This is a genomic window from Acidihalobacter sp. (assembly GCF_037381185.1).
Classification (GTDB): domain Bacteria; phylum Pseudomonadota; class Gammaproteobacteria; order DSM-5130; family Acidihalobacteraceae; genus Acidihalobacter_A.
The window spans coordinates 86911-99025 of record NZ_JARRQY010000003.1; the positions used below are offsets into that span (position 1 = coordinate 86911).

Here is a 12115-nt window from a genome sequence, read left to right on the forward strand (position 1 = left end):
CAACTTGATCTGGCGCAATGCCGATGCCGCTTCGCAACGCTAGATTTCTCCATGCCGTCAATATGGGGAATGTTTGCATGGAGAAGATCTGGGTGGTCGCGGCGGACCAAGTGCGGGCAAGGCTATTCGAAGCCCAGGGAGCGCGCGGCGAACTAGCGGAAATCGAAGACTTGGTCCATCCTCAAGGGAGGTTGCAGGCCAGCGATATGGGCTCCGACAGTCTCGGCGCAATGCATGTCCGCTTCGGCCAGCGGTCCTATGGTATGGAGCATGCGGTGGAGCCCAAAGAGGAAGAGGCAGCCCGCTTCGCCAAGGAGGTTTGCAGCGCACTTGAGCACGCCTGCGCAGGCGGATGCTTCGACAGGCTATACGTGGCCGCCGCGCCGCGCTTTCTCGGCAGTTTGCGTAGCTGCATGGCGGTGGAGGTGCGGCGCAGGCTCGCCGGAGAGGTGTCGCTCGACCTGACGCGGCAGGTGGTGGAGGACATTAGGTCGCATCTGCCGGAATTTCTCTAGTCGCCACACGCCGGCCGGGACAATCAGGTTCATCCGCAAAGGAGATCAGGATGCCCCATAGCAAGGCGCTCGCACCCGACCAGCTCTATCGCGTTTGCGATCTTTCGCAGCTGGATTTCGGGACTACCGCGGAGCTTGAGCCTCTGGCCGGCCCGCTAGGCCAGGAGCGGGCACTGGAGGCACTGAATTTCGGCGTGGGCATGCGCCACGAAGGCTACAACCTGTTCGTCATGGGTTCGCCCGGTCTGGGTAAGCAGACCCTGTTGAAGCAACTGTTGGAGGGCGAGGCGGCCAAGGGTGCGGCACCCTCCGACTGGTGCTACGTAAATAACTTCGATGTGCCGCACCGTCCCCAGGCGCTGGCCTTGCCCGCCGGGAGAGGTGTTGAGCTACGCGCCGATATGGAGCGTCTGCTGGACGAACTGCTGCACGCCGTGCCGGCTGCATTCCAGAGCGACGAATACCGCATTCGCGCGCAGGAGATCACCGACGACTACAAGGGGCGCGAGGAAAGCGCCTTCGCCGAACTCAACGAGCAGGCCGAGGCGCAGGGCATCGCCATTCTGCGCACGCCGGTGGGCTTCACGCTGGCTCCGCGGCGCGATGGCGAGGTTCTGGGGCCGGACGAGTTCAAGAAGCTGGATGAGTCGGAGCGCGAGGCCATCGAGACCTCGGTGCGCGAACTCAACGAGAAGCTCAAGGGCGTGTTCCACCGGATCGCGGCATGGCAGAAGGAGAGCCGTGAGCGTTTCCGCGAACTCAACCGCGAGGTCAGCGACGCCGCTGTCGGGCAGTTGCTGCACGGCCTGGAGGAGAAATACGCGGCTTCGCCCCAGGTCCTGGAATTCCTCAATGCAGTCAAGCAGGACGTCGCCGAGAACGTCGACGTTTTCCGCCGCGCCGGCGAGGAGGAAGAGCAGCCGCAGGCTCAGCAGCTGCACGATCACGAGCTGCTCCAGCGCTACCGGGTCAATGTGCTGGTCGACAATGCCGAGGCAAACGGGGCGCCGGTGGTCCACGAGGACAACCCCAATTATCACAACCTCGTCGGACGGGTGGAGCACATTGCGCAGATGGGTGCGCTGGTTACCAATTTCTCCCTGATCAAGGCCGGTGCGCTGCATCGCGCCAACGGCGGCTACCTGGTGCTCGACGCACGCAAGGTGCTGACCACGCCGTTCGGCTGGGAAGGCATCAAGCGGGCACTACGCACGCGCGAGATCCGCATCGAGTCGCTGGAGCGCATGCTGAGCTTGGTCAGCACCATTTCGCTGGAGCCCGAGCCGATTCCGCTCGATCTCAAGGTGGTGCTGAGCGGTGATCGCCTGCTGTACTACCTGCTGAAGGCCTACGATCCCGAATTCGGCCAGCTGTTCAAGGTGCTGGCGGATTTCTCCGAGGATACGCCGCGCACCGACGAGAACACGCAACTCTATGCACGCCTCATCGCCTCGCTGCAGCAGCGCGATGGCCTGCGTCCGCTGGCGCGCGAGGCCGTGGGCCGGGCCATCGAGCATGCGGCGCGCCGGGCCGACGATTCCGAGCGGCTGTCGGTGCATCTGGGCGACGTTTCCGATCTGCTGCGCGAGGCCGACTACTGGGCCGGACAGGCGGGGCGCGAGGTCGTGGCCGCAGACGACGTGCGCCGTGCGCGGGATGCGCGTGTGCGCCGGGCGAACCAGACCGAGGAACGCCTGCGCGACGCCACCCTGCGCGAAACCCTGTTGATCGACACACAGGGCGCGCGCACGGCGCAGGTCAACGGTTTGGCGGTTCTGCAACTCGGCGACTATGCCTTCGGCCGTCCGGGCCGCATCACTGCCACCGCCCGTCTCGGTCAGGGCGGGGTCGTCGACATCGAGCGCGAGGCCAAGCTCGGGGGCAAGCTGCACTCCAAAGGCGTGATGATCCTCTCCGCCTTTCTGGCGGATCGCTATGCGCGCAACCAGCCGCTGTCGCTGGCGGCCAGCCTGGTGTTCGAACAGTCCTACGGCACGATCGACGGAGACAGTGCATCGACGGCAGAGTTGTGCGTGTTGCTGTCGGCGCTGGCCGACGTGCCGATCCGGCAGTCGTTGGCCATTACGGGCTCGGTCAACCAGCACGGCCAGGTGCAGGCCATCGGCGGGGTCAACGAGAAGATAGAAGGGTTCTTCGATCTGTGCGCCATGCGTGGCCTCAGCGGCGAGCAGGGCGTGATCATCCCGGCGGCCAACGTCAAGCACCTGATGCTCAATGAGGCGGTGGTCGAAGCCGTCCGGGCGGGGCGGTTTCACGTGTATGCCGTTGGCCACGTCGACGAGGCGCTCAATCTGCTCACGGGCCTGGAATCCGGCGAGGCCGATGTTGACGGACGCTATCCGCCGGACAGCGTCAACGGGCGGGTGCAGAAGCGCGTCGAGGAACTCGCCGCGCTGCGCAAGCGCTATGCCCAGAGCGGGCGCGAAAACAGGCCTATCGTGGAGAACGGCGATGACGGCGCCGCCTGAACTCAAGGCGCGACGGGTTCTGCTGGCGCTGGCGGCGGGCGGCGCGGATTCGGCGTCGCTGCGCAGCAGCGTCCTGCTCGCAGCCAGTCTGAGCGCAGAATTGGATGCGTTGTTCCTGGAGGACGCGGATCTGTTCACCTCCTCGACGCTGCCTTTCGCGTGCGAAATCCTGCCCTCCGGCGCCGAGCGTCCGGTGGCTGCCGAGAGTCTGAGCGGCGCTTTGCGCGCGCAGGCCGAAACCTTGCGCCGGCAGCTTGCTCTCCAGGCCGATCCGGCACAGGTGAAGTGGTCATTCCGCACCCTGCGCGCGAGGCGGATCAGTGCGCTGTTGGAACTCTCGGCCGGCCAGGACGTGGTGGTCGCCGCATGGCAACGGCGCATGCGCTGGCAGTCGGCGCCGGGCCTGAAAGCCCTGGCCAGGCCGGTGCTGCTGGCCTATCAGAGCATCGAGCCTCCGGCTGCGGCCCTGGAGATCGCAGTGCGCCTAGCGTGCAGCCTTGGTGCGGAACTCGTGCTGCTGGGCCCTGCGGACGGGACTCCGCCAATAGTGGAAGCCGGGCTGCATGTGCGCCGTCTCCTACGCACTGACGTTTCCATGGCGGGGCTGTTGGCCTCGTTGGCCGGGTTTCCGGCCGAGATGCTGGTATTGCCGGCCGGCGAGCTGGCCGCGTGCGAACCGCTTGAAATCGGCCATCTGTTGGATGCGGTGGCGGTGCCGGTGGTATTGGTGCGTTAGGAGAGCGGCTGAGCCGCGGCTGTCGGCCGCTTTCTCCGGGACGGACTCGCAAGCCGCCGGCAGTCTACTAGAGTTTGAGGGGCGGGAATATCGACCGGGCGCGAAGAAGACTCCTCGGGCAGCGCGCGCAGACGCGCTCCCCGGGGGCTTTTTTCAATCTGGCCGATCAGCGGCTGAGGTCGATCCAGGTGGTCTTCAGTTCGGTGTACTTGTCGAGCGCGTGCAGCGATTTGTCGCGGCCGTTGCCGGACTGCTTGAAGCCGCCGAAAGGCACGGTCAGATCGCCTTCGTCGAAGCAGTTGACCCACAGCGTGCCGGCACGCAGGCGCCGGGCCATGCGGTGACCACGGCTCATGTTGGCGGTCCAAACCGCCGCGGCCAGGCCGTAGGGCGTGTCGTTGGCGATACGTAGGGCCTCCTCCTCGTCGCGGAAGCTGATCGTGGACAGCACCGGGCCGAAGATCTCCTCCTGGGCGATCTTCATATCGTTGCTCACGTTGTCGAAGATGGTGGGGGCGACGAAGTAGCCGCCGCTTTCGGTGAATACGCGCTCGCCGCCCAGGCGTACCGTGGCCCCGCCCTGCTTGCCGGCTTCGATATAGCCCATGACCCGGTCGAGCTGCAAATCGTCGACGATCGCGCCTACGCGGGTCGCAGGGTCCAGCGGATCTCCCGCCGGCATGCGTTCGCCGGCTGCGATTACCTTTTCGACGAACTCGTCCTTGATGGATTCCTCGACCAGCAGGCGCGAGCCGGCGGTGCACATTTCGCCCTGGTTGAAGAAGATTGCGAAGGCGGCCGCTTCGGCGGCGGCATCGAGATCCGGAGCGTCGGCGAATACCACGTTGGGCGTCTTGCCGCCGCACTCCAGCCAACTGCGCTTGAGGTTGGAGTGGCCGGCATACTGCATGATCTGCTTACCGACCGCGGTCGAGCCGGTGAAGGCGATGCAGTCGACGTCCATGTCCAGGGCCAGGGCCTTGCCGACGGTGTGGCCGTAGCCGGGCAGGACGTTGAGTACGCCCTCGGGCATGCCTGCTTCGACCGCCAGCGCGGCGATGCGGATCGCGCTCAACGGAGCCTTCTCCGAGGGTTTGAGGATCACCGAGTTGCCGGCGGCCAAGGCCGGGCCGATCTTCCAGGCCGCCATCAGCATCGGGAAATTCCACGGCACGATGGCCGCGACCACGCCGATCGGCTCCCGGGTGATCATGCCCAGGGCGTTGTCGGGGGTGGGGGCGATCTCGTCGTAGATCTTGTCGATCGCCTCGCCGTAGTGGCGCATGCAGCGCGCGGCGCCGGGCACGTCGATGGTGGTGCTGTCGCCGATCGGTTTGCCCATGTCCAGGGTCTCGAGCAGCGCAAGTTCTTCCAGGTGCTCCTCGATCAGGTCGCCGAAGCGGATCATTATCGCCTTGCGCGCGCGCGGCGCCATGCGCGACCAGTGGCCGGCTTCGAATACGCGCCGCGCCGCAGCCACGGCGGCGTCGGCATCGGCGGCGTCGCAGGCTGCAACGGTGGTCAGGGTGGTGCCGTTGGCCGGGTTGATGCAAGCGAAGGTTTCGCCCGAGACGGCATCGAGGTAGCGGCCGTCGACAAAGGCCTGGCCGCGGATGTCGAGGGCGGCGGCGCGGGTCTGCCAGTCGGCGAGAGTCGGGTTCGGTTGGGTCATGTTGTACCTCGGGGGGTTGGTTCGATGTTGCAACGGCTTGGAAGACTTTGGGACGTTCGGTGTGGGCCGTCGTTTCCGCCGCTCAGAAACTTGGCGGGGTGTTGGCGCTGACGACGACGGTTTCGACCTCTCCCGGATTGCGGAAACGGTGTGGGATGCGGCTCTCGAAATAGTAGGCGTCGCCGGGCCCGAGCACTCGGGTTTCGGCGCCGACGGTGAGTTCGATCTCGCCGCACACGATGACCCCGGCCTCTTCGCCTTCGTGGCTGAGGCGCTCCGGTCCGGTGTCTGCGCCAGGCTGATAGACCTCGTGCAATACGCTGAGTTTTCGGTCCTGGCGATGCGCCCCGACCAGGCGTAGCGCGATCTGGTCGTTGCCCAGGTCGGGTAGTTCCCCGTGCGGATAGAACACCTGCCCCATGGGCCTGATGTCCTGGGTGAAGAAGGCGGCCAGCGAAATACCCATGCAGTCCAGGATCCGCTTGAGCGAACCGACCGAGGGACTGGCATGGCCTTTTTCGATCTGGGAGATGGTGCCGTTGGTCACGCCGGCCTGTTTGGCCAGTTCGCGTTGCGAGAAGCCGTATTCTTTACGCAGTTGCCGCAGTTGCTTGCCGACGTCCACAGTCATCCGTTCTCCTGTCTTTGCCGTCAATGTCTGCATGGGTTGGTTAACTGGAATATTAAACATACTTTCATCTAATTTCCCGGTTTGCCCAGCAATTCTGATGGATGTTGTTTATTTTTTTAAACACTTCTATGCTTTCTGAAATCGAGAATCAAGCTATGCGGAGGAAGCCATGAGCAGCATGCCAGAGTCGTACCATGCCATTGCAGAGGAGCGTTCCTCGCGCGATGCCTATTGGATGCCGTTCACGGCGAATCGCCAGTTCAAGGACGATCCGCGCCTGCTGGTGTCGGCAGAAGGAATGCATTACACCACAGCGGATGGGCGCCGCATCCTGGACGGTCAGGCGGGACTGTGGTGCGTCAATGCCGGGCACGGCCGTAAGCCCATCGTCGAGGCGGTGCAGCGCCAGATCGCGGAGATGGACTATGCACCGAGTTTCAACATGGGACATCCGCTGCCGTTCGAGCTGGCCAACAGGCTGGTGGAGCTGACCCCCGGCGATCTCGATCACGTGTTCTACACCAACTCCGGTTCGGAGTCGGTGGATACGGCGCTGAAGATCGCGCTGGCCTATCACCGCATGCGCGGAGAAGGGCAGCGTCAGCGCCTGATCGGACGCGAGAAGGGGTATCACGGTGTCAATTTCGGCGGTACCTCGGTTGGCGGCATCGTCACCAATCGCAAGTTCTTCGGCAACCTGCTGAGCGGCGTGGACCATTTGCGGCACACGCTGGACATCGAGCGCAACGCATTCACCCGCGGCTTGCCAGAGCACGGCGTGGAGTGGGCCGACGAGCTGGAGCGACTGGTGGCGCTGCACGACGGTTCGACCATCGCCGCGGTGATCGTCGAGCCGGTGGCCGGCTCCGCCGGCGTGCTGCTGCCGCCCAAGGGCTATCTGCAGCGACTGCGCGAAATCTGTGATGAGTACGGCATTCTGCTCATCTTTGACGAGGTCATCACCGGCTTCGGCCGTCTCGGCACGCCCTTCGCCGCGCAGTACTTCGACGTCATGCCGGACATCATGACCACGGCCAAGGGGCTGACCAACGGTTCGATCCCGATGGGCGCGGTGTTCGTGCGCAAGCATGTCTACGATGCCTTTATGCAGGGTCCGGAGTCGACCATCGAGCTGTTCCATGGCTATACCTACTCCGGGCATCCAGTAGCGGCCGCGGCGGGTCTAGCAACGCTGGACGTTTACGCCGACGAAGGACTGCTCACGCGTGGCGCGGAACTCGCCAGCTACTGGGAGGAAAAACTGCACGGCTTGCGCGAGCTGCCGCATGTGCGTGACGTGCGCAACCTCGGCCTGATCGGCGGCATCGACCTTGAGCCGCGCCCTGGCGAAGCGGGCAAGCGCGGCTACGAGCTGCATTGCGCCTGCTTCGACAAGGGTGTGCTGGTGCGCTACACCGGCGACATCGTCGCTATGTCGCCGCCGCTGATCATCTCGCGCGAACAGATCGACGAACTCGTCGGCATCGTGGCCGAAGGCCTGCGCGAACTGCGCTGAGCCGATGCGGTTTTCGTTTCCTAGGGCTGCTGCTTGTCCGGCATGACGTTTGCGGTTCCGACGGAGGGTCCCGTGCCGCGGGGAGGGGCCGTTCCACGGCTGGCGGCGCGCCATGGATTGCTTCGATTCCGAGGGGCGAGCGTTAAGCCGTTGCTGGATCTGGCTTGAGAAGGATCGGCGGCGTGGGTAGAAGGCATCCGGATCCATGATTTGAAGCCGATCACGCCCCGCTCCCTGCGCCGCTTGCCGAACTCCGTCAGCAGCTTATCCGAGTAAAACGCTGGACTCCGATGCCTGCCGGTGTTTCACGCCCCCCTTGTCTCTCTCCAAAGGGCGTGAATCCCGAGGAGAAAGGGCCGCGCGCGCCGTAAATGCCGTTTTATTCCCTACCCATCTGACGGCAGGCTAACGGCACTGCATTCTTGTGCAACCCCTTTCCGGCGGAACAAAACCAAATGATCTTGCCTTCCTTGGTCGCTTGCGGCGTAAACACGAGCGTTCCCTTGCGCGTGGCAAGTGTCAGTACCATGTTGTTGGAGTCAAGCGACAGCTTGCTGCCATCGGTCAGATGTGAAGGCAGGCCAGCGACCCTCAACGAGGTTGGGATGTCGTGGGTGGTGAGGTAGTAGCTGGTCAGTTTTTCGCGTATCGATGCCGACGCGGCGATATCGGTGGAGAGTTCGGCTCTTGTCACATATCCCTGGTAAGCGGGAATTGCCACGGCTGCCAGCAAGCCGATGATATAGATCATCACCAACAGACCGAAGCCGGACCCGAGTCGGCCGGAATACGGTACGAATATGGCCAGAAAATACGAGAAGACGTTGCGTGACGGTAACTTTTCTTCGGGATTCATAACGCGGGCGACCCGCTTGCTTACCCACGGATAGCCGGCGAGCAGTTCGTGCAAGGACATCCAGAAACCAGAGGTCTGACGCGTCTGCTCCCGATAAGCCGTCAAGTCGAGGTGCTGCCAACGTTCCGGACCGGCGGCAAGCGCCCCCAACGCGCGGGCGGCGCCTTCGGGGCTGCTGCTGCATGCAAGGCCGTGGCGATCACAGGTGCTTTCCCGGGCACGGGAATAGGCGGCGCCGAGCAACGGCAACCACAACACCGGCCAGCGCAGGAAATGACCGCTCAGGTGTTTCATGCGCAGGTGGCCAAGTTCATGGCCGATGTAAAAGCGTACGCCGTCGGCATGCTTGGCCATTGCGTCCACCACATCGGAATACAGCACGACGAATGGTGTGCCAAGAAATTTGGTGGCGAACGCATTGAATCTGCCGTCGCCGTTCATGATATAGGCCCGCGGGTGCCTGTCCATCTGCAATCGTTCACAGCAGGCGGTGAATTGGGCATACATATCCGGGAACTGAGATTCCGATAATTCGACACCATTGCCCTTGATGTGCGCGATCAGTGCCGAATGCATGAACAGGTAGAACAGGAATCCGATCAGCAATCCGATCAACGCGATTCCCACGGTACCAACGATTAAAGCGAGCCACACTAGGATGCCGAGCACGAGCGTGATGGTGCCAAGCACGCGTTCGCGCGGATAGACGAGTTCGTCCATGATCTCTCCCCATTTTGAGCGATGCTTATTCGAAGCGAGTATTGCCGCTGCCTTCATGTTCTATGAATGCAAACCGCGGCTTTGGTATGAGTGCTCCGCTGAAATCAAAGAAGAGAGGCGATTTCGCCGCATAAAGCAGGGAAGGGCGGACGATCAGGAAAATTGGCCCAAAGCATCCAGTTCCGCGCTATTTCCATTCTTTAATTGTTAGTATTTGTGCCGCTTCAGCGTCTGTCAACCTGTGCAGGTCAAGATAATCCATCATCAGGATGTTTGGTTACATGGTAATGACCACCTTACCGGTGCAGCGGTATCCTTTGAGGAAGCACGCTATCGCTCAAGGCGCCCGACGCCGATAGCGATCCCAGCTGCGGTGTAGGGCAGGGCAGCAAAAAAATGTTGCCCACCCTCCTGCCGATGGGTTCACTGAACAGGGCGCGAGCTTAGTACGCATCGTTGAACGTTAAACGGTCGAGCTCGACGTCGATCGCCATGGCGTGTTTGACGCTTGCGAGCATGGCCGCCGATTCCGGCGCTCTCTTTGGGGGGGCGTGGCGGATCGTCATTCGCTATTCGTGTCTTCCGCCGCGCTGCTCGTGTCTTGGAGTGTCTCGGGACGACGTGCGCGGTCAGAAGCTGACGTGGGCGGCCGACCAGGCGCCGGGCCAAACCTCTGCGCCACCCTGGCGCATGCGCCGCAGGTCGGCGACGGGAATGTCGCGCGCGATCAGCAGCGGCCCGTCGGCCTCCGTTGCGGCAGCTCCGGCGATTTCCGCGAAGCGTCCGTCGTAGCCGAAGGCTTCCTCGCAGGGCAGGTAGACGGCGGCGCCGGAGTAGTTGGGCCGCGTGTCGGACGGGATCGAACCGATGCAGCCGACCACGCAGACAGCCGTTTGCAGTTCGACCGCACGGGCTTTTGCGCAGTCGAAGACGCGGTGGTAGCCGGAACGTTTCTCCGTCATCGACGGTACCAGCAGCAGGTCGACCTGCGGGGCGTGCTGCGCTAGCGCGACCGACAGCGCCGGCATTTCGATGTCGAGGCAGATCAACATGGCCAGGCGCAGCCCGTTCCATTCGACCAGGGTGATGCGCGAGCCGGTGTTGAGATTCCAGCCGGCGGGATCCATTTCGCTCGGCGTGAGGCTCAGTTTGTCGTGGACGATCCGGCGTCCGTCGGGCAGGAACAGGTGGGCACGATTGACGTGCGGCGCCCCGTCCGGATCGCGCCCCGGCGCGGCGATTGGAAAACTGCCGGCGAGCAGCGCCACGCCGTGTTTGACGGCGAGTCCGGACAGTGCCGGGAGTGCCTTTTCGCCTTCGGTCGCCATGAAGTCGATTTCCTGATCCGTGGGCAGGTCGGCCGGCGCATATTGCAGCCATTGTTCGCTGACGTACTCGGGGATGACGAGGATATCCGCTCCGCCAGCCGCGGCCTCGGCGAGTTTCGCTTCGACGCCAGACAGCCATTCGTCGAGATTACGAAGCGGTTTCGCCATATTCACTGCCCACAGGGCGACGGTGGCGGTTTCGCGGCTGCTTGCATCCATGTCTGGTCGTTCCGTGTTGATGATGGTCATGTTTCTGCTGCGGTTCAGTTGTCGTGTGGCGCCGCATGGGATTCATGATCGGTGCGGCCGGGATCGGAGGCAAGGTCGGCGGTACCGAACCCTAAATCGACCACGGCGTCAGCCGATGTCAAAGGCGGAGTGCATTCCAAGCGCCGGGTTCTGCATCGGGTGCGATTGCTGAATTCTGATAGATCGGGGCTGTAAGGAGAGAACTGCATGTCGCCGGCCCGATGATTGGCTAAGCCTGATCGGAGCTGGAAGAAGACCTCCGCCCCGGAGCGGGGCGGAGGGAGGGACGTGCTAGATCAGTGTTCGCGCACGGCGCTCCAGATCGCCTTGAATTGGGTGAGCTTCTCGCCTTTCAGCACGGGTACGAACTGCAGGCGCTTCCATTCAGCGGCGGTCGGCTGCACCAGCCTGGAGTTCAGTACCTTGTCCAGGTAGGGCTTGGCTGCGGCGTTGGGGCTGGCGTAGACGTTCCAGTTGGATAGCTCGGCACCGATCTTGGCGTCGAGAATGAAGTTGATGAACTCGTGGGCCAGCTTGGGATGGGGGGCATGGCTGGGGATCGCCATGTTGTCTACCCAGATTTCCGCGCCGCCCTTGGGAATGATGTATTTGATGTACTTGGTCGCCTCGGGGCTGTTTTCCATGGCCTGGGCGAGGTCGCCGTTGTACACCAGGCCGGCAGCGATGATGCCCTTTTCGAGCTGGTGCAGCGCCGGAGTGCCGTCGACGAAACCGACGAAGTTGTGGCGCTGTTTGGTCTCGATCAGCAGCTTGGCCGCGGATTTCCAGTCAGCCAGCTTGTCGCAGCCCATGCCGTGGCCCTGATAGGCGCAGGCGGCGCCGATTATGTCCTGGCCGCTGCCGCCCATCATCGCGAAGGGATAGCTCGGGTTTACCTTCTTGTCGAACAGGATGCCCCAGGTCTGCGGCGGGTTCTTGAACTTGCGCGTGTCGTAGGCCAGACCGGTGGTGCCCCACTGGTAGGGAATGGCGTAGGTGTCGTGCGGATCGTAGGAGGTGTTCTGGAACTGCGGCGCCAGGTTCTTGAAATTGGGCAGCTCGGCCTTGTTCAGCTTGCGGATCAGATGGGTTTCCACGAGGCGCTGGATCAGGTAGCTCGAGGGCACGACCACGTCGTACTGTGAGTCGCCGCCAGCCATGAGTTTGGCCAGCAGTTCGGCATTCGAGGAGTAGTAGGTCTGCACCACCTTGACGTGGTACTTCTTCTCGAATTGTTTGATGACCTTGGGGTTCATGTAGTCGGTCCAGTTGAACAGGTTCAACGTTTCCTGGGCCGAGGCGGTGACCGGCAGCACTGCCGCCAGTGCGAGCGGAATTAGGTACTTCAGCGTTTTCATCGGTTTCTCCCTTGAGGTGATACAGCGGTATTGCGGCGGTTGCTT

10 protein-coding genes are annotated in these 12115 nt (G+C 63.1%); 4 read left to right on the forward strand and 6 right to left on the reverse strand.

Annotated elements, in window-relative coordinates; all coding sequences use genetic code 11:
• Nucleotides 1–77 precede the first annotated feature (77 nt).
• The 3 genes from P8014_RS01525 to P8014_RS01535 are packed head-to-tail and all read left to right on the forward strand — an operon-like array spanning nucleotide 78 to nucleotide 3740.
• Complete coding sequence (locus P8014_RS01525; protein WP_337815544.1) at nucleotides 78–515, forward strand: host attachment protein; 438 nt, start codon at nucleotides 78–80, stop codon at nucleotides 513–515.
• Nucleotides 516–565: 50 nt separating this feature from the next.
• A complete protein-coding gene (locus P8014_RS01530) occupies nucleotides 566–3004 on the forward strand; it encodes an ATP-binding protein (protein WP_337815545.1) in 2439 nt (812 codons plus the stop codon).
• Nucleotides 2988–3740 carry a hypothetical protein gene (locus P8014_RS01535; RefSeq protein ID WP_337815546.1) on the forward strand — a complete coding sequence of 251 codons (753 nt, stop codon included), beginning with the start codon at nucleotides 2988–2990 and terminating at the stop codon, nucleotides 3738–3740. The genes P8014_RS01530 and P8014_RS01535 overlap by 17 nt, the downstream gene beginning before the upstream one ends.
• 166 nt (nucleotides 3741–3906) lie before the next feature.
• On the opposite strand, the gene P8014_RS01540 is transcribed toward P8014_RS01535, so the two are convergent.
• Both P8014_RS01540 and P8014_RS01545 read right to left on the reverse strand, forming a co-directional pair.
• Entirely contained in the window at nucleotides 3907–5412 is a 1506-nt protein-coding gene (locus tag P8014_RS01540; protein WP_337815547.1) for an aldehyde dehydrogenase, read from the reverse strand.
• An 82-nt stretch (nucleotides 5413–5494) separates the two neighbouring features.
• Entirely contained in the window at nucleotides 5495–6037 is a 543-nt protein-coding gene (locus P8014_RS01545) for a cupin domain-containing protein (RefSeq protein WP_337815572.1), read from the reverse strand.
• Nucleotides 6038–6212: 175 nt separating this feature from the next.
• Here P8014_RS01545 and P8014_RS01550 point away from each other — a divergent pair, with 175 nt between their 5' ends.
• Nucleotides 6213–7559: an aspartate aminotransferase family protein gene (locus P8014_RS01550; RefSeq protein WP_337815548.1), complete on the forward strand. Its 1347-nt coding sequence runs from the start codon at nucleotides 6213–6215 to the stop codon at nucleotides 7557–7559.
• 379 nt (nucleotides 7560–7938) lie between these two features.
• Here P8014_RS01550 and P8014_RS01555 read toward each other — a convergent pair whose 3' ends face one another.
• The 4 genes from P8014_RS01555 to P8014_RS01570 all read right to left on the reverse strand — a co-directional run bounded on the left by P8014_RS01555 (nucleotide 7939) and on the right by P8014_RS01570 (nucleotide 12070).
• Nucleotides 7939–9135, reverse strand: coding sequence for a M48 family metalloprotease (locus P8014_RS01555; protein ID WP_337815549.1), 1197 nt, complete (start codon nucleotides 9133–9135; stop codon nucleotides 7939–7941).
• A 443-nt stretch (nucleotides 9136–9578) separates the two neighbouring features.
• Nucleotides 9579–9701: a hypothetical protein gene (locus P8014_RS01560; RefSeq protein WP_337815550.1), complete on the reverse strand. Its 123-nt coding sequence runs from the start codon at nucleotides 9699–9701 to the stop codon at nucleotides 9579–9581.
• A 63-nt stretch (nucleotides 9702–9764) separates the two neighbouring features.
• Entirely contained in the window at nucleotides 9765–10682 is a 918-nt protein-coding gene (locus P8014_RS01565; RefSeq protein WP_337815551.1) for a nitrilase-related carbon-nitrogen hydrolase, read from the reverse strand.
• A gap of 326 nt (nucleotides 10683–11008) precedes the next feature.
• Nucleotides 11009–12070: a spermidine/putrescine ABC transporter substrate-binding protein gene (locus tag P8014_RS01570; protein ID WP_337815552.1), complete on the reverse strand. Its 1062-nt coding sequence runs from the start codon at nucleotides 12068–12070 to the stop codon at nucleotides 11009–11011.
• Nucleotides 12071–12115 lie beyond the last annotated feature (45 nt).